This is a genomic window from Bradyrhizobium sp. LTSP849, from assembly GCF_000938255.1.
GTDB lineage: Bacteria > Pseudomonadota > Alphaproteobacteria > Rhizobiales > Xanthobacteraceae > Bradyrhizobium.
The window spans coordinates 298,127-315,793 of sequence record NZ_JYMR01000056.1 but is presented as its reverse complement, the minus strand read 5'-3'; the positions used below and the strand labels follow the sequence as shown (position 1 = coordinate 315,793).

The 17,667-nt window shown below is 63.3% G+C and carries 19 protein-coding genes; 8 read left to right on the top strand and 11 right to left on the bottom strand.

The features are described 5' to 3' along the window. Nucleotides 1-82: 82 nt before the first annotated feature. The gene (locus UB31_RS38665; RefSeq protein WP_045014574.1) at nt 83-676 is read left to right on the top strand and encodes a hypothetical protein; all 594 of its coding nucleotides are present in this window, start codon (nt 83-85) and stop codon (nt 674-676) included. 219 nt (nt 677-895) lie between these two features. After that, the gene (locus UB31_RS38660; protein WP_045014747.1) at nt 896-1,081 is read left to right on the top strand and encodes a hypothetical protein; all 186 of its coding nucleotides are present in this window, start codon (nt 896-898) and stop codon (nt 1,079-1,081) included. 63 nt (nt 1,082-1,144) lie between these two features. Here UB31_RS38660 and UB31_RS38655 read toward each other — a convergent pair whose 3' ends face one another. Continuing rightward, nucleotides 1,145-1,393 (bottom strand): hypothetical protein, encoded by a 249-nt coding sequence (locus UB31_RS38655; RefSeq protein ID WP_045014573.1) that lies wholly within the window; start codon nt 1,391-1,393, stop codon nt 1,145-1,147. Between the two features lie 52 nt (nt 1,394-1,445). Further along, nucleotides 1,446-1,619 (bottom strand): DUF3606 domain-containing protein, encoded by a 174-nt coding sequence (locus tag UB31_RS41030; protein WP_082078795.1) that lies wholly within the window; start codon nt 1,617-1,619, stop codon nt 1,446-1,448. 431 nt (nt 1,620-2,050) lie between these two features. Between UB31_RS41030 and UB31_RS38650 the strand changes: the two genes are divergently transcribed. After that, entirely contained in the window at nt 2,051-3,298 is a 1,248-nt protein-coding gene (locus UB31_RS38650) for an NRAMP family divalent metal transporter (protein ID WP_045006673.1), read from the top strand. A 158-nt stretch (nt 3,299-3,456) separates the two neighbouring features. Here UB31_RS38650 and UB31_RS38645 read toward each other — a convergent pair whose 3' ends face one another. After that, a complete protein-coding gene (locus UB31_RS38645; protein WP_045014572.1) occupies nt 3,457-3,645 on the bottom strand; it encodes a hypothetical protein in 189 nt (62 codons plus the stop codon). 166 nt (nt 3,646-3,811) lie between these two features. Here UB31_RS38645 and UB31_RS38640 point away from each other — a divergent pair, with 166 nt between their 5' ends. Further along, nucleotides 3,812-5,026, top strand: coding sequence for a mandelate racemase/muconate lactonizing enzyme family protein (locus UB31_RS38640; protein ID WP_045014571.1), 1,215 nt, complete (start codon nt 3,812-3,814; stop codon nt 5,024-5,026). Nucleotides 5,027-5,029: 3 nt separating this feature from the next. On the opposite strand, the gene UB31_RS38635 is transcribed toward UB31_RS38640, so the two are convergent. From UB31_RS38635 to rocF, 4 genes are all read right to left on the bottom strand, one after another. Next, nucleotides 5,030-5,323, bottom strand: a complete 294-nt coding sequence (locus UB31_RS38635) for a hypothetical protein (protein ID WP_045006676.1) — start codon at nt 5,321-5,323, stop codon at nt 5,030-5,032. 99 nt (nt 5,324-5,422) lie between these two features. Further along, on the bottom strand, nt 5,423-5,965 hold the full coding sequence (locus UB31_RS38630) for a c-type cytochrome (RefSeq protein ID WP_045014570.1): 543 nt from the start codon (nt 5,963-5,965) through the stop codon (nt 5,423-5,425). Then, the gene (gene soxC, locus UB31_RS38625; RefSeq protein WP_045014569.1) at nt 5,952-7,220 is read right to left on the bottom strand and encodes a sulfite dehydrogenase; all 1,269 of its coding nucleotides are present in this window, start codon (nt 7,218-7,220) and stop codon (nt 5,952-5,954) included. The genes UB31_RS38630 and soxC overlap by 14 nt, the downstream gene beginning before the upstream one ends. 160 nt (nt 7,221-7,380) lie before the next feature. Beyond that, on the bottom strand, nt 7,381-8,358 hold the full coding sequence (gene rocF, locus UB31_RS38620) for an arginase (protein WP_045014568.1): 978 nt from the start codon (nt 8,356-8,358) through the stop codon (nt 7,381-7,383). Between the two features lie 268 nt (nt 8,359-8,626). On the opposite strand from rocF, the gene UB31_RS38615 reads away from it, so the two are divergent. Continuing rightward, nucleotides 8,627-8,887: a hypothetical protein gene (locus tag UB31_RS38615; protein ID WP_045014567.1), complete on the top strand. Its 261-nt coding sequence runs from the start codon at nt 8,627-8,629 to the stop codon at nt 8,885-8,887. 3 nt (nt 8,888-8,890) lie between these two features. On the opposite strand, the gene UB31_RS38610 is transcribed toward UB31_RS38615, so the two are convergent. Together UB31_RS38610 and UB31_RS38605 are read right to left on the bottom strand one after the other, a co-directional pair. Continuing rightward, nucleotides 8,891-11,629 (bottom strand): EAL domain-containing protein, encoded by a 2,739-nt coding sequence (locus tag UB31_RS38610; protein ID WP_045014566.1) that lies wholly within the window; start codon nt 11,627-11,629, stop codon nt 8,891-8,893. Between the two features lie 65 nt (nt 11,630-11,694). Continuing rightward, nucleotides 11,695-12,921, bottom strand: coding sequence for a FecR family protein (locus UB31_RS38605; RefSeq protein WP_045014565.1), 1,227 nt, complete (start codon nt 12,919-12,921; stop codon nt 11,695-11,697). Between the two features lie 129 nt (nt 12,922-13,050). Between UB31_RS38605 and UB31_RS38600 the strand changes: the two genes are divergently transcribed. Together UB31_RS38600 and UB31_RS38595 are read left to right on the top strand one after the other, a co-directional pair. Further along, entirely contained in the window at nt 13,051-14,847 is a 1,797-nt protein-coding gene (locus UB31_RS38600) for a ShlB/FhaC/HecB family hemolysin secretion/activation protein (protein WP_045014564.1), read from the top strand. Between the two features lie 152 nt (nt 14,848-14,999). Then, nucleotides 15,000-15,830 (top strand): alpha/beta fold hydrolase, encoded by an 831-nt coding sequence (locus UB31_RS38595; RefSeq protein ID WP_045014563.1) that lies wholly within the window; start codon nt 15,000-15,002, stop codon nt 15,828-15,830. A 192-nt stretch (nt 15,831-16,022) separates the two neighbouring features. Here UB31_RS38595 and UB31_RS38590 read toward each other — a convergent pair whose 3' ends face one another. Continuing rightward, entirely contained in the window at nt 16,023-16,364 is a 342-nt protein-coding gene (locus tag UB31_RS38590; protein WP_045006685.1) for a phasin, read from the bottom strand. A gap of 144 nt (nt 16,365-16,508) precedes the next feature. Further along, nucleotides 16,509-16,694, bottom strand: a complete 186-nt coding sequence (locus UB31_RS38585) for a hypothetical protein (protein WP_045006686.1) — start codon at nt 16,692-16,694, stop codon at nt 16,509-16,511. Nucleotides 16,695-17,273: 579 nt separating this feature from the next. Here UB31_RS38585 and UB31_RS38580 point away from each other — a divergent pair. Next, nucleotides 17,274-17,630 (top strand): hypothetical protein, encoded by a 357-nt coding sequence (locus tag UB31_RS38580; protein WP_045014562.1) that lies wholly within the window; start codon nt 17,274-17,276, stop codon nt 17,628-17,630. Nucleotides 17,631-17,667: the final 37 nt, after the last annotated feature.

Genomic DNA, 17,667 nt, shown 5'->3' with positions numbered 1-17,667 from the left:
TGCTGGCAATCTGCGAGCCGCATGAGGGCGCCGGTCCGCTTCACGGGCAGGTCCAAACCTTTCATGCCCCTAGGGTGACCACATGACCAACCCGCAAACGCCCACAGCGCCAGCCCACGAGCAGGCTCAACCAACGATCGAGCAGCTGAACTCGCGCCTCGAGCGGGCGGAACGAAAATTGAAAGGGCTTCAATGGACGATTCCGGGGCTCGCAGTTCTGGCCGCCGTCCCGATTTTCATGCATCTCGATAAACCCACAGCGATCAACGCGAAATCGATCATCGCCGAAAGCTTCGCGGTGCAGAGCGCCAAAGGCGACATCGTCGCCCAATTCAGCGCTGACCGCGACGGCCTTCCCAGCCTCGCGCTCCTCGACGCCAACAAGAAGGTTCGCCTGATGGCGTGGGTTGGCGCCGCCGGCCCCTCCGTGTCGCTGCTGGACCCGCAGCAAGTCTCTCGCGCAACGCTATCGCTGAACGAAAAGTCCGACCCTTCGCTCAGCCTGTCCAATGCCGACAAGCTTCCACGCAGCGTGCTCGCCATCGACACCACCGGCTCCGGCCATCTGGTCCTTTACGGCACCGCCGGAGGCCTCGACCTCTCAGCCCACAAAGGCCGAGTGCGCTGGACGCCGTCCGACGGCGCCCCGGTCGATGCCGTGCCGGCACCTAAATGATTTGACGGAAGGGCTCCCGTGCCAGAGGTTTGCGCGCCTCCGTGTGACGTGGGTCAGAAGCGGGCTGCCGCGGCGGATTTGCGGGATCATCTCGACGTTGCCTCTGTCGGTATTTACCGACAGCTCAAGAACTTTACTTAAATGCACCACATCGGATTCGGCGGAATGAAATCTCTCCGCGCCATGCTCACCCGCACGCGTTCTGAGGAGAGATGCGCGATGTATTACGTCGCTGCCGGGTTGCTCGGGCTGTCAGGACTGTTCTACTCCGCGAGCCATCATGAGCTCGGCCAGTTCGGCGCGAACGTGTGCAGCTATGGCAGCACGTTCTGCGACAACCCGGTGGTCGTCTTCACGGGCGCGGCGCTCGCCGCCGCCTGGGGCATGTTCGTCAGCATGAAATAGAACGCAGAAAGCCCGACATCCGCGACGGACGCCGGGCCGTTTGAAGAGTTGCACGTCCGAAGCTTACTGTCGGGCCGCGCCGCTGGATCCTGGAATCTGCCCGCCGAACTTCGACGAGCCGGTGCCGCTGACGCTTGTCGGTCCGCTTGCCGACCCGTTCGGATCGTTTCGGGCGGCCGCCCGTCCCGGGCCGTGCATCATGTTCATCGAGCCAAACCAGCCATGGTGATGGGTGTGCCTGGCGCTGTGGGCCGACGCGTAGCCGGCCGGGAGCGCAAACAGGATGGCCAAAGTCAGTGTTGCTGCTTTCATCGGTGCTTCCTCCAGAGCGGAAAACGCGCCTGCGGTTCACTCGTTCCCGCGGCTACGTCGCCAGCTCCTTGCGGACGGCGGCAGCCGAATTGCCGACCTTGTCGACGGCCTTTTGCAGCTGCTCCCTGGACACGCCGAGCGCGTGAGTCCAGTGCTTGACCTCGTAAGGCTCGTGCATGTTGATCTTGCTGCGGTCGGGCTGCTCGCGCTTCGTCAGATTGTCCATTGGCGATGTCCTCGTTCTCGAAACGGGGAAACGCCGCCATGGCCACGCTGTTCCTAGACGGAGCGGTGTGGGACAAACACCTCGCTGGTGTCCATGCGCATGTTGCGAATGGTCACGGGTTTGTTTTGAAGGAGAGCTAGACACAGGCAACAGAAAAGCCCGCGGGCGGTGACGGTGCGGGCTCGACGATTGTCGCGATGGCGATCTTTGGAATGGTACATCCCTACAGGTGTTTTGCCCGACGAGTCAAAGCAACGGTGAAGCATTGCCTCGCCACGCGGCACATCGCTGGCCGGCGATGGAACTTTCCGCGTATGATGGCGCTTAGGCTTTGAATTCGAAATTCCGGAAGGTGAGCCCTGTCGAACCGATCAAAGCGCCCCGCCTCGAAGCATGACAGCGTCGTCGCACCGACGAAGTCCGCGCCAACGATGCTACAGCGGCTGGGGCCAGGCCTCATCACGGGTGCAGCCGACGACGATCCGTCGGGCATCGCCACCTATTCGCAGGCCGGCGCGCAATTCGGCTACGGGCTGCTGTGGACGGTCTTCCTCACCACGCCGTTCATGATCGCCATTCAGCTGGTGAGCGCGCAGATCGGCCGGGTGACCGGCAAGGGGCTTGCCGCCAACGTGATGGAGCTTGCGCCGCGCTGGCTGGTGCTGGGGCTCGTGGCGCTGCTCGTTGCCGCCAACACCTTCAACATCGCCGCCGACATCGCCGCGATGGCAGAGGCGCTCTCGCTGGTCATCGGCGGGCTCAACCATGAGCATGCGCTGATCTTCGCGGCCGGCTCGACCATCCTCCAGGTCTTCCTGCCCTATCGCCGCTATGCGCCGGTGCTGAAATTCCTGACGCTGACGCTGTTCGCCTATGTCGCGACCGCCTTCACCGTAAAAATCCCGTGGGGCACGGCGCTGCTCGCAGCCGTATGGCCGAAGGCGACCGTCAACGCCGACTATTTCATGATGGTGGTCGCCGTGCTCGGCACCACCATCAGCCCCTACCTCTTCTTCTGGCAGGCCTCCCAGGAAGTCGAGGAGATGAACCAGGGCAAGCGCGACCGGCCGCTGCGCGAGGAGACGAAGCGCGGCGGCGATCCCGAGCTCGCGCGCATCAAGATCGACACCACGTTCGGCATGCTGCTGTCGAACGGCATCGCCTTCTTCATCATCCTGACCACGGCCGCGGTGCTGAACGCCAATGGCGTCACCAACATCAATTCGGCGACGGAGGCGGCCGAGGCGCTGCGGCCGCTCGCCGGCGACTTCACCTTCGCGCTGTTTGCGCTCGGCATCATTGGCACGGGCCTGCTGGCGATCCCGGTGCTGGCGGGCTCGGCGGCTTATGGCGTTGCTGAAATTTTCGGCTGGCGCGCCACGCTGGAGGCAAGGCCCGAGAAAGCGATCGGCTTCTACACCATCATCGCGGCCGCAACCATCATCGGCTTCGGCCTCGGCTTCACCGGCATCAGCGCCATCCACATGCTGGTGTGGAGCGCCGTGCTCAACGGCATCGTCGCCGTCCCCATCATGGCGATGATGATGCTGATCGTCTCGAACGAGAAGATCATGGGCCGCTTCAAGGCGCGGTCATGGCTCGTCGCGCTGGGTTGGCTCGGCACCGCGCTGATGGCGCTTGCCGTGCTCGCGCTGTTCGGATCGTTCGTGATCGGCTGATCAGACCGGCGACAGCGCCGCCGAGATTTGCGATGCGATAATGAAGGCCGCAAGCACGGCCGGCACGCTGATGAAGCGCAAGAACTGGTCTACCGAAAGCATCGCTGTCGTCCCCCAAAGACAAACCGCAAAACACAAAGTGCCTTCGCCCGCCGCGCCTACTTCACCCCTTGCGCGACGTGCTGATCGGCCGTCAAAAGCTGATCGGAAATGGCCGCTCCACTCATCGTGAGCAGCGCCAGAATCCAAATCATGGCCATGAATTTCATGACCACAGCGTCGATCCCGATTGTGGCCAAAAACGTCAGAGCCTCGTGCAATTTCGAGATGATCCCAAGAAAGATCATGATGACCTAGATTCTACGGGCTTTCCCAACACAGCCAAAATCGACGCATGGCCAAGTGTTTGCGGGCTTCACGGCAGTCAGTCGTTAGCTTAACAATTGTGGCTGGGTCCGGGCTTGCGACCGGGCCACAAGAGCAACAACGCCCGACCGGGCGACAGGGAGCGACATGACAAAATCATCGAAAGCATCAAGTCTCGAGATCCTCGCCTGCGACGCCGGCTGGAGAAACTACCACTTCGTCAAGGTGACGACCGAAGATGGCATCGTCGGCTGGAGCGAGTTCGACGAAGGCTTTGGCTCGCCCGGCGTCGGTGCGGCGATCCAGCGCCTTTCTGCCCGCGTCGTCGGCCAGAACGTCTTTCAGCATGAGCGCATTTTTGCCGAGCTGTTCGCGGCGACCCGCCCCGCTGCCGGTGGCGTCGTGGCGCAAGCCCTCGGTGCGATCGAGAATGCGCTGCTCGATGCCAAGGCGAAGTGCCTCGGCGTGCCCTGCTACGAGCTGCTCGGCGGCAAGATCCGTGACCGCGTTCGGGTCTACTGGTCGCACTGCGCGACGTGGCGGATCAATCATCCCTCCTGGTACAAGCCACCGATCGAAAGTCTTGACGGCGTCAAGGCCATGGGACGCGAGGTGCGCGAGAAGAAGTTCACCGCGCTCAAGACCAATATCTTCTCATATGACGACGGCAAGCCAACCGGATGGCGACCCGGCTTCGGCTCGCCCTTTGCACCCGAGATCAATGTCGACCGGAAAATCCTGCGCGATCTGCGCATGCATCTAGAAGCGATCCGCGACGGCGCCGGCCCCGACGTCGACATCCTGCTCGACTGCAACTTCAACGCAAAGACCGAAGGCTATCTGAAGATCCTGCGCACCATCGCCGACCTCGACATGTTCTGGATCGAGATCGACAGCTTCAATCCGGAAGCGCTCGGCTATATCCGCAGGCAGAGCCCGCATCCGATCTCGTCCTGCGAAACGCTATTGGGCCTGCGCGAATTCCTGCCCTATTTCCGCGAGCAGGCGATGGACGTCGCGATCATCGACACGCCGTGGAACGGCGTTTGGCAATCGATGAAGATCGCCTCAGCAGCGGAAGCCTTTGAGGTCAACGTCGCGCCGCATAATTTTTACGGCCACCTCTGCTCGATGATGAACGCGCATTTCTGCGCCGCTGTCCCCAACTTGCGCATCATGGAAATCGACATCGATCGTTTGGCGTGGGACCAGGAGCTGTTCACGCATGAGCCTGAAATCCAGAACGGCCATCTGATCATTCCGGACCGCCCCGGTTGGGGCACCGAGCCGAACGAGGAGGCTCTTCGCGCGCATCCGCCGAAAGCGAGCGGCGGGCTACTCAACTACGGCCGCAAGAGCTGACGCCTACGGCGTCACCGGATTGACGGTCGGAGACGTCTTCGGTCCCGGCCGCTCGGGCTCGACCGGCGATTTCGGCTCGGTGGGAAGCACCTTCGCGCCAGCGGCGTGCGCGGCGTCGCCTGTGTTTGCATACATCGCAACATGAGCCGGCTGCGCCTTGGCGCGGCTCCACGGTCCGTGGTCGACGAGCAGCATCGCAGCAATCGTCACGGCGGCCACGATCAGCGCGATCACGCCTGGATGACGAAGCGCGATGGAGATGGAGTTCGGGAAACGATCTGTCATCGAATGATCCATACTTTTTCCTCTCGCGGGTTAACTCACTTGTGCCCGGACGAGTTCCGCCCTTGCTTAAGCAAGTTCCGAGCCAATGCGCCGGAACCAGAGGCCTGCCCCTCAATGCTTCACGTCGGGACGCGCATCGCCGACAAACCTGTCGCGGTTCGGCATTCTGATGGCCGCGAGCGATTTCGCATCCAGCGCCGCATCGGCTGCGACCAATCCGTTCAAGCTCAGGATGTACGCCGACACCGCGTACACGTCGTCATTGCTGAGCGACTGCGGCGCATTCTGCGGCATGGCGCGGCGAATGTAATCGAACAGCGTCGTCGCATAAGGCCAGTAGCTGCCGACAGTGCGGATCGGCTTGGGCGTGTCGATCGTTCCCTGCCCGCCGACGAGACGATCACCGAGGCCGCCCTGGCCCTTCTCGCCATGGCAAGAAGCGCATTGCTGGGCGAACACGTCGCGTCCTTGGCTGACCGTACCGCGCCCCTCCGGCAGATTGCTGCCATCGGGCCCGATATCGATGTTCCAGCCCGCGATCTCGGTTGCGGTTGCGGGCCGCCCGATGCCGTAGGGGCTTTGTGCCCGCACGACGCTCGCTGAGGCCCACAGAAGAATTGCCAGGAGGATGCCGCCGGTCTCACGCAAGCGCATTAGTTACCTCGCCGTCAGCCGCGATGCGCCAGGGCCAGATCGCGTTGTTGTGGTAGAAATAATTCTCGCCGCGCACCGCAAGCAGTTCGGCGAACGTTGGCTGCACGTAGCCGGTCTCATCGATCGCACGGCTCTGGATTACGGCGGGCTTGCCGTCCCATTGCCAAGGCAGCCGGAAGCGCGTCAAGGCACGCGTCAGCACTGGCTCCTGCAATCGTGCGTCCTGCCAGGTCTTGCCGTCGTCGACGGATATTTCGACACGCGTGATCTTGCCATGCCCGCTCCAGGCGATGCCGGTGATCTCGTGGAAGCCGGGTGCACTCAGGCGCTGACCACCCGAGGGACGCGTGATGATCGACTTCGCCTCCATGTAGAAGGAAAACTCGCGCGCCGTGCCGTCCGGCAGGAGGTCGGTATATTTCGAGGTCTCTTCGCGCGAGTAAGCAGGCTCTGCCGCCACGTGCAGACGCCGCAGCCACTTCACGCTCATATTGCCTTCGAAGCCCGGCAGGAACAGCCGCAGCGGATAGCCCTGCTGCGGCCTTAGCCGCTCGCCGTTCTGGCTATAGACCAGCATCGCGTCATCGAGACATTTTTCGATCGGAATGCTGCGAGTCAACGCTGCGGCATCGGCGCCTTCAGCAACGACCCATTTGGCCTCCGGCTTCAGCCCCGCCTCCTGGAGCACCAGCTTCAGGCTCACGCCCGTCCATTCCGCGCAGCTTAGCAGACCCACGAGGTCTGACGCCGTTTTGCCGTAGGGCTTGCTGTAACCGGGATTGCCGGAACATTCGAGAAAGTGGATGCGCGACTCCGACGGGAAGCGCCGCAGATCATCCATGGTGAAGATCAGCGGATGCTCGACGAGGCCGTGCAGCATCAGCCGGTGCTGCGCCGGATCGATGGTCGGAACGCCACCATGATGCCGCTCGTAGAACAGGCCATTCGGCGTGATGATGCCGTCGAGCTCCTGCAATGGCGTCCGACCGGATGCGGAAATGTACTGCTTGAGGTTTTGCGAGATGTTCTTGACGACACCGTTCTCGAACGGCGACGGCGTCCCGTAAGGCTGGCTCCCCATTGGCTCGCCCGGCGCCTTCATCCAGTCGGGAATGTTGGGCGGAAGGTTATCTGTTTCCGCAGCAGCAGTGCCGGCGCCAAGGACGGCTCCTCCGACCGCGACAGTGCCACTTTGCAGGAAACGACGGCGTGTGGTGCTGGAGGATTTTTCGTCGGCGTCGAATGTGCTGCTCATTACGGACCCTCGGCTGAAGCTCGGCCCGCATGAAACCTTTCGCGAAGCGCATTTGCAATTCGCAGGTATTTCAAAAGCAGGCGATTTCGATCACGACTGATCTAAATCCACCGGCCGCGACAGCAGTTCCCTTCTTTGCGGTGCACAAACGGCTCGCGCGTCACTCGCCGGGTGCGATCGCGTTGCTGGGGGTCGGCCGATCGGCGATCTGCTGGCCGAACAGGCTGCCGATCAGCTCGACCGCGGTGCGCGCCGTCCGGCCCCGCTCGTCCAGGAACGGATTGAGCTCGACGATGTCCACCGACCCCACCAGGCCAGAATCGTGCAGCAGTTCCATGATCAGGTGCGCCTCGCGATAGGTCGCTCCGCCCGGCACCGTGGTACCGACGCCCGGCGCGACACAAGGGTCGAGGAAATCGACATCGAAGCTGACATGCAGCACGCCGTTGCTCGCCTTGACGCGCTCGATGACGCGGCGGATCAGCACGGCAACACCGAACTCGTCGATCTGGCGCATGTCAGCGACCCGGATCCGCCGCGTGCGCATCAACTCCTTTTCGAGCTTGTCGATCGAACGCGTGCCAAACAGGTCGAGCCTGTCAGGATCGATCGCGGCCCGCGGATCGTCACCCAGGAGCCCATCGAGGCCGGGCTCGCCACAAAGAAACGCCGCCGACATGCCGTGCATGTTTGCCGTGATCGTCGTCTCCGGCGTGTTGTAGTCGGCATGCGCGTCCAGCCAGAGCACGAACAGCTCGCGTCCGCGCTCCTGCCAATGCCGCGCCATCGCATTGACCGAGCCCATCGACAGCGTGTGATCCCCGCCGAGGAAGATCGGGATCGCGCCGGTCTTGGCGATCTCGTAACCGCGGCGACTGAGCACGCGCGTCCAGCGCTGGATTTCACGGTAATGGTTGGCTTTCTCCGGCGGCCTGTCGGCGAGGTCGCTAAGCTCGGCCACGGAGAGATCACCGTAGTCGATGACATCAACGTCGAGGCTCTCGATCAGCATCGCAAGACCGGCGGTGCGCAGCGCCGCGGGGCCCATGAGGGTACCGCGTTGCGAAGCCCCCATGTCGATGGGCGCGCCGAGTAAAGCGATGCGCCGGGCGCGATCCGTTGTGGTCCGATCGGTCACGGCAATCTCCCGAGATCAGCAAGGACTGCGCCAGCCTAACAGAGATTCGCATCCGTCGTTTCACGGGGAAAAGACATGGCGCGGGCCTGCAACCCGGAACAAAAGCCCGCGCGCCGCATTTCCACTGCAAGGCCGGCACCCGCCGTTTCACCACGGCGCCCGTCGCGGATAGCCAAAGGTCTTCGGGCCCGCTATTCAAAACTAGCGCTCGCGCGGATAGCCAAAGGTGCCGGCCTCATTCACCTCATCTAGAGCGGAGTTCACCAACTTGAGCACGGAAATTCCGCAGCCCCCGCACCAGCCCGGCATGGCCGAGCGTGCCATTGATGCCGCGACCGACGTCTCCCACACGATCGATGAGGTCGCGGGAGGTCTGCGCGCCGCCGTCGATCGTCTTACTTATGCGATCGAGGAAGCGCGAAAGCCCGGACGACCGCTCTCGACCGTCGCCGCGATCACGCGGGAGGCGCCGCTGGCCAGCCTTTTCGTCGCTTTCCTGTTTGGTATCGCGGTTGCGCGCCGGCGCTAGCCGTCAAGCAGCGCTAACGGATTCGCGCTCGGTCGTCAGGAATTGCTTTTCGAACGCGTCCACAGGCATTGGGCGGCCGAAGAAATAGCCCTGCCCTTCCTCGCACCCCATGCTCACCAGAAAGTCGGCGGTGGCGCGATTCTCGATACCTTCGGCCACGACCGTAAGACCAAGCTGCTTGCTGAGGCCAATGGTCGAGCTGACGATGGCCGCGTCATCGGAATCCGCGAGCAGGTCGAGCACGAATGAGCGATCGATCTTGAGTCCATCGAGCGGAAACTTCTTCAGATAGCTCAAGCTCGCATAGCCCGTGCCAAAGTCGTCGAACAGGACGCGGACGCCGAGTTCCTGGATCCGCTTGAACATGTCGAGCACGCGGCCTTCGTCGTGTAGCAGGATGTCTTCGGTAACCTCGAGCTCGAGCAGCGACGGCGTGAGCCCGGTCGCCGCGAGCAGCACCGCAACCGAATGGGCGAGATCGCCGGAGTGGAGCTGCGACGGCGACAGGTTGATCGCGACGCGCACGATGTGACCGGACAATTCCCACGCGCGCGCCTGCCGGCAGGCGGTCTCCATCACCCAATTCGCGATCCGCTCGGACAGCGCCGAGGTGTTGACCACGGGCATGAACTCTCCGGGCGACACATAGCCGCGCGCCGGGTGCCGCCAGCGGATGAGCGCCTCGGCTCCGACCATGCTACCGTCGACCAGACGAACCTGGGGCTGGTAGAACAATTCGAACTCGCCGCGGTCCGCGGCGAGCGCAAGCTCGCTCTCCAGCGTCAGCCGGTTCTCGAGCTCTTGCCTGATGGCACTCTCGAAGATCACATGGCTGCCGCGCCGCGTCGCCTTCGCGCGGCTCAGCGCGAGATGACCGTTGCTGAGGAGATCATCAGCACTGTGCCCGCCTTCCGGACAGACGGCGACGCCGATGCTGATCCTGACGCGGTGCTGGCGCGTGCCGGTCACAAGCGGCGTTTCGAACGCCCGCGCGACCCGCTCGGCAAACTCTGCAACCGGCTCGCCGGCACATGCGCAATCAAGCGCGATGGCGAATTCGTCGCCGCTGAGCCGCGCGACGATCGCGGCCTTGCCGGCCTCTACCTTCAGGCGCGCAGCGACGGCCCGCAACACGAGATCGCCGGCCGCATGCCCAAGCATGTCGTTGATCTGCTGGAAGCCATCGAGCCCGAGCACCAGCAGCGCGACCTCGGAAGATCGCCGTTCCGCCGCAGCGATCAGACTGGCAAGGCCTGCATGCAGCGTGTTGCGGTTGGCAAGCCCGGTCAGCGCATCATATTCTGCGAGATATCTGACGCGTTCCGCCTCGCGCTTGCGCACAGAGATATCGCGCAGGATCGCACCGTACTGGAAGCCATCCGCGCCCTGCCAGCCCGAGAAGCTCGCCTCGACGGAAAAGGTTTCGCCGTTCTTGCGCCGTCCCTCGAACTCGACGACAACCGCGCCACCCGGAACCAGGAGCGCCTGGCGCGCAGCGTCGCGCGTGGAGAAACGCCTCGCGTGGCCGTCGACCGGCACCGCGCACAGGCTTTCGAATGGGCGGCCGATCATCTCGGCTGGCATATAGCCGAAGATCGAACTGGCGCCCGGATTCCACACCGTGATGCGATGATCCTCGTCGGTGCAGACCAGGCCGTCACCGAGCGACATCGCGATGCGGTGAAAGCGGCTCTCGGCGATGCGTCCCAAGAGGCTGCGGAAGTCGATCTCGTCGAGCGCAATCGCCGTCAGGTAAGCGATGATGGCGATGTGGAAGAGCGATGTGTCGATGACCAGCGGCCATCTTGCCTGCACCAGGGCCGCAATCAGTTCGACGCCGGCCCCTGCCGCGACCAGGATCGCGACCCGCAGACCCGGCGCGACGCGGCGCCACGAATACATCATCAAGAGGCAGATCAAGCCGAGGCCGAGCATCATGCCGGTATCGGACGTCCAGCGCAGCGTCCGGTGCTGAAGAATCGATTCCGCAGCGAGGGCCTGGAGGATAGGCCCGGAGACGATGCCGCCATTTGGAACGCTGAAGCGGTCGCCGAGCTCGAGCGCGGTGGCCCCGACGATGACCTTCTTGTCTCTCAGCCTGTCCAGGGTCGCGACATCGCCGCGGAGCACGTCGGCATAAGAGACACTCGGAATGGAAGCCGCGCGGATGCCGAAGTCGATCAGGAAAGGCGGCCGCTGATTAACGTCCTGTCCGGCCAGCACCACGGCCATCGATGGCATCACGGCGTCGCCGAGCTTCTCCCCGAACGGATAACGGCGAACGAGGCCATCGGATTCGACCGCGACGTTGACGACGGCCGGCCAGGACTGATTGCTGAACGGCTTCAGCGGACGATTGATGTGAACCGCACCGCCGGCCGGCTGCTTGAAGGAGGGAAGGATGGTCGAGCCGCCGACCTCCCGAAGCGCCTTGACGAAGGCCTCGTCGGAAGAAGGATCAGACGGCGTGCTGAAATCGACGTCGAAAGCCACCTCCTGCGCGCCTGCACCTTCGAGCCGGTGCAACAGCTCTGCGTGCAGCCGGCGCGGCCAGGGCCACACCCCGATCTGGTCGATCGAGGGCGCGTCGATGGCCACCACGACGACGTTGCCGCTCGCCGCACGCGACTGCCACGCAAACCGCAGATCGGTGAGCGCATTGCGGAGCGCGCCATGCCATCCCGTGGACAGCACGACCGCAAGCGCGATCACGACAAGAATATGCGGTCGATAACGTTTCACCTTGCTCCCCCTGCACAGGCGGCGAATGCCGCTACGTGCTCCCCCTTATGGCCACGGCACGGTCCCTAGTGATGCTTGTACCAACCGTAGTGGTGACCGTTGTTGCCGTCGTTTCCGTTTCCGCTATTGCCATTACCGCTATTGCCGGTGCCGCCGCTCCCGTTGCCAGTCGCGCTAGTCCCGCTGCTTCCGCTCCCCGAGCTTCCGCTGGACGCGTCTTTGGTCGAGCCGGCGGTGGTCGCAACTGTGGTCGTCGTGCTTGATGACGTCGTGGTCGCGCTGGCGGCGGAAGTACTACTGCTCACGGCGACCGCCGTTACGGTAGAGCTGTTGGCAGCTGTGGTCGTGGTGCTCGTCGAGCTATCACTCCACACCGTGGCTGTGCTGGTGCCGGTGCTGGCGCTGGCGCTCGCGTTACGCACCCGGCCAGGCGCGATGGCGCCATGGGCGAGACCACTCGTGACCTTGTGGAAGTTCAGCTTGACCTCGCCGAGCGAACTCGAGATGCGCACGACGCCGGCCTTGGGCGCCGGGCCTCCAGCCGCCTGATGCGATTGCGTCGATGCGCCGGCTGCCTTGATCCCCTTGTCGATCGGACCCAGCGCGTGAATCGCATGGCCGTTCGTCGCATTGCGCGGCGTAGACAGTCCGGATTTCGGCACGGGGATCCGCTCGATCGTCGAGGCGCGCGGCTTGCCCTGCTCGATCGGATTGAACGTACCGGCGCCGCTCAGGCTGAGACCCGGCTTGCCGTGCTCAAAGGCCGTGGCCGCCTGCCCCGGCATCACCTGGGCGACCTGGCCTGTCCTGAAATCGGAGACTTCGACCTGGCCGCGGAGCACGCCGACCTTGGTGCTGCCCGCATTCACGGTGACGCTGAAGTGCGTTCCCTTGACCACGGCGGCCAGATAGGGCGTCTCGACCTCGAAATGCTTGACGTTGCGCTTCTCGACCTCGAGCAGGATCGAACCGGCCTGCTGAATGATGGTGGTCGAAAGGCCCTCCTTCTTCTCGGCCGGCAGGCCGACCACCGAGTTGGGCGAGATCAGGATCGTTTCCTCGCCGCGGACGAGCAGCACCCGACCGTTACGCCCGGTGCGAACGGTATCGCCGGGCTTAAGCGCTTCCTCCTGGTTCAACGACGCCTGCTGTGCGCCGTCGGTTGCAACCCAGACCTCGCCCGACGCCTTGCTTACCGACCAGACGCCGTCATCTGCGGCGGACGCGCCGGAAGACGTTCCCAGGATCAGCGCCGCCACGAAGGCGCACCGCATTCCAACTCTGCCGAGCATGACGATCCTCAGTCCGCGTTACAGCCGGAGATGAGGCTAGTCGGAATCACTCAAGATAGAATTAGCCGGAACCAGTAAGTCGGGCGGCCGCATTAACCTTTCATTGACCATAAAAAACTATGAAAAATCATGCGGCTAACGATTCCTTACCTGCTCCGGCGGGCTCCTCAGTTGAACTACGGAGCGCGGCCCACGCAAGCCATGGCGGGACGGTATCTCGCTGCTGCGTGCGTCCTTCTCGGACCAACATTTACGGGAATTCCGCAAGCACTCGCGCAACAGGCGAACCAGCCCGGATTCGATCCGCGCCAGCCCGAGAAGTATTTTGAAAACCAGTCCGATCAGGAAACGCTGAGCCGCCCCCCGGTCAAGCTGCCGACGATCGGCCAGCCGAACACCGGCGGCGATACCAAGCCGCAATTCGTCCTCCGCGGCGTCAACGTCAGCGGCGCCCACGCCATCCCGGGCGATCGCGTCGCCGCGGTTTATCAGCCCTATCTCGGCAAGAAGGTCTCGCAAGCCGACCTCGCGGCGATCGCCGGCGCGATCAGCGATCTCTACCGCGCCGACGGCTTCCATCTGAGCCGGGCGATTGTGCCGCCGCAGGACATCGCCGATGGCCGCGTCCAGATCCGAGTGATCGAAGGCGCGATCGTGCAGGCCGACTTGAAGGGCGATGGCGCCGAGCAGTTCGGCGTAAGACCAATGCTCGGGCCGGTTCTGGCCGAGCAGCCGTCCCGTCTGGCGACGCTTGAACGCCAGCTATTCCTCATCAACGGCAGGCCGGGCGTCCGGATCACCGATACCGCGCTGGAAGAGATCGGCGGTCCAACCGGCCGCTTCCGCCTCACCGTCTATTTGAAGACGTGGCACGTTTTCACGTCGTTCGGTTTGGACAACCTCGGATCATCCTCGGTCGGCCCGTGGCAGACCTATGCGACGGGCGCGTTCAACTCCTACCTGACGCCCGGCGATACGCTTGCGGTCAACCTGTCGACCATTGCCAACGACCCGCGTGAGCTCGGCTTCGCACGGCTGTCCTATGACGCGCCGGTCGGGGTCGACGGTGTGCACCTCGGCGCCTCCGTCCTCTACAGTGCGGTCCGGCCGGGCGATGCGCGGCGCCTCGACAGCGATATCACCACGACGGAGGCCTTCGAGGTGCGCGCAAGCACCGTGCCCTTCATGTCGCAATGGTCGGCCCTGACGCTGACGCTGGCTGGGACGTTCAGCAACGTCTCTGAGCATGACCTTTACGGCCCTTGGTACAACGACCATATCCGGACCGCGAGCCTGACCGCCGACTACCGACTCCAGGATCGCTTCGGCGGTACCAACTTCGCGACGCTGACCTATCGCCAGGGCCTCGACGTCTTCGGCGCTTCACAGTTCAATGACGATCTACTGTCGCGCGACGGCGCCTCCTCGAATTTTTCGGTGCTGAACCTCTGGTTCACACGCTATCAGACGCTCAACGAGGCCTGGTCGCTCAAGTTTTCCGCGGCGAGCCAGACGGCGTCGCGTCCGCTGTTCACCTCGCAGCAATTCTATCTCGGCGGCGCAGCCTTCGGCCGCGGCTACGGAGCAGCGGAGATTAGTGGCGACAACGGTCTTGCCGGCTCGCTCGAGCTGCGCTTCGACCAGAAACTCAATTTCCGCTACTGGAGCGGCTACCAGCTCTACGCCTTCGGCGACGCCGGCGCAGTCTGGAACGACGGCTATCGCCTGAGCGACGGCCTGTCGCTGACGTCAGCGGGCGCCGGCGTGCGGCTCTTCCTGTGGGACGATGTCCAGGCCGATTTCGGCGTCGCCGTGCCGCTGAGCTACCGGGCGCCGGACAATGAGCGCCGCAGCCCGCGCTTCCTGTTCACGCTTTCAAGCGCCTTCCGGCTCTGTCCGGAACGCGGCAAGGCCAACTGCCTCTAGCCGTACGGCCTCGGCGCTGCGCGCCCGCATGTGGCCCTTTCTGGGACCCTGCTCACAGACTTGCCTAAATTTAATCCCGTAAGGTGCTCACGATCGCTCGATCCGGGAGTTCCTAATGACCATCTTCAGTCAAAAGTGATTGAGACGGAACCATGAAGAGGGTGTTTGCAATTCTGGCTTTTCTCTGTGTCCTCGGGGCGGGCCAGTACGTCGTCGTGAGCAAGTTCGCGATCCGTCACGAGGTGGTCACCTTGTACGACGCCGCGCGCCAGCGACCGATCTCGGTCGAGATCGCGGTGCGGCGCGATTACGAGACCAAGGCCAATCTCGGCCTCTGGAAGCTTCCGATCGCCATCATCAGCAATGGCAATACAGTCAAAGCCACCGAGTATTCCTTCCTCGCCAACGTCATCGCCGCGCGTGGCTATCTCGTCGCCAGCATCCAGCAGGACTTGCCGAGCGATCCGCCGTTGATGACTCATGTCGGCCAGCCCTATGTCGGCCGGCGCGAAGTCTATATCCGTTGCGAGGCCAATATTCTCTTCGTGCTGAACGAGCTGAAGGGGCGGCAGGAGAACGCCGACTACGATCACATCACACTGGTCGGTCATTCCAACGGCGGCGACGTCTCCATGTATGTTGCCCGTCAGCATCCCGAGCTGGTGTCGAAGGTGATCACGCTCGACAATCTCCGGGTACCGTTCGTGCTCAGCGACCGCATGAAGATCCTGTCATTCCGCTCAAAGGACCCGAACTTCGTGACCGATCCCGGCGTGCTGCCGACACCGGAACAGGCCAAGGCGCGCGGCATCGACATCGTCCATACCGGGGCGCAGCACACCGAGATGAGCGATCGCGGGCCCGACTCGGTCAAGGAAAAGATCCAGGCGACGCTCGATCGCTTCCTGCGCGACAGCGCCAGCAGCTCGCTCGCGCCGGCCGATACGACGAGCCCGATGATCATGAACCCCGGCGATTACTAGCCGGGAACGCTTTGCGCCCACTCCGCAAAATGCAAATCCCTGCCGGACGAACCGACAGGGATCAGCAGAAAGGATGATGGACGGCGAATGAAGATCATCCGGTGGCCCATCATGGACCTGCACCAGAATTGAAAAGCCCATCGCGCCGCCGCGCAAGATCAATTTGTAAGCAGTCGGCGGCGCCTTGCATACTCAGGACTTGCCCTTGCCTGGCTGCATGAAGTTGCCGGTCATCTGGCGCATGTGATCCCCGGCGTTGGTGAACTGGCTGCGCAGGAATTCGGACTGGATCCGCATGGCTTCCTGAAGGTCGGTTGCGTGCACGAGCTTGCGCGCGTGCTCGAATGCCGCCTTCATGTTCTGCTCGGTGAAAGCGAGCGCCTGCTTGGACACGTCCGCGCCGGCCCCCGGGACCGACGACACGGACTTGGTGGCGGCATCGAAAAACATGCCGAATGCCTTCTCCGCCTGGTCAATCGTCTTTTCGGCCAGGTCGCGCAGTTCGGCCGGAACTTCGAGCTTCGGTTCGATCATGGTCGCACTCCTCCCTCTTTTTCCCATGATTATCACACTTGTCGCACCGCCTTCCAGCGGCCAGACGCCGGTCACGGCCGCCACCGGGCGGTCCCTCTTCGGCCGGAAAGATGGACAAAGTGTAATGCGGGCGCGCAGCCCGGCTCAAGACAACGGATGTTCGGGGAGGGTTTCGTCGGTAACGAGGTCTTCGACGAGCTTGATGACCTCAAAGCGCTGCCGAGGCGCGAGTTTGAGAAAGGCGCGCAGCAAGCGCAGACTTTCGACGGTACTGTTCGCGGGCGCGCCAAGCTTGAGATGCAGTTCAGCCGCGAAATTGAGGTTTTTCATCTCGCACCTATGACAGGGATCGGCCTTCGTGGTCGGACGTCGGGGTCCAGAACGAGAACTGGACGCCGTCACCGATCACTATGGCGACAACGAACTCTCGGCCGGGGCACCCCAGCGGGTCAGCTCGCTGAGCTGCACACACCTGACCGGACTCGGCCCGACCCGAGAAGTTGCAATTATGCCAAGGAACAACCCTTCGGGCAAGCCAAACCGTAAGACTTAGCGATGCTTCGTCGGCATCTCGCCACGGCAATTCCGGATAACAGGAATATGCGCCGCCGTCACCCACCTGCGTCAAGAAGCAGCATCACTGACGCACGCAGCCCGGATCGCTGTCAATCAGCACAGCGTTTCGCCTTGTTTCCGGTGTGAACGGAGATTGGCAACCGCCGACTAGCGCTTTTTCAACGTATACACGTAATCGTTGAGTCCGACCTCGGCGGCTGTGTCGTTCCCGTCACATGAACCGCGGTTCAATATCCTGCGACCAAGCGGGTGCGTAACGGCCACGCAGATCACGGGCGCCATGGCTGATGGACACTTCGATTCGGGCGCGCGTCAGCACCAAAGGACGACGGCATGCTTTCTCGCTGCGATCTCATCAAGGGCGCCGCGGTTGCGCTTCTCACCCTCTCCATACAAGGCGCATGGGCGCAGGAGACCAAGACGAACCTGTTCAAGATCGTCACCGTCAAGGACGAGATCATCATCGGTTTGTCGCCCGAGGAGCTCCAGGCGCTCGGCGGCAGTGATGCAAGCGCGGTTGCGCATGCGCTGGCGCAGAAAGGCGATCTCACCGTCTGGCAGTACAACGTGCATCGTGGCCAGAACGGCGAATTGCAGCAGGCGCCGACCGCCAAGATCGGGCTGCTCGCCAACGCCTCGCTCCGCGTCGAGCCCTACACCACTCCCTACCAGGTCATGCCGCATCCGTAAGGGACCGCGGCGGCACGCCGGCGACGAAGATCGCCGG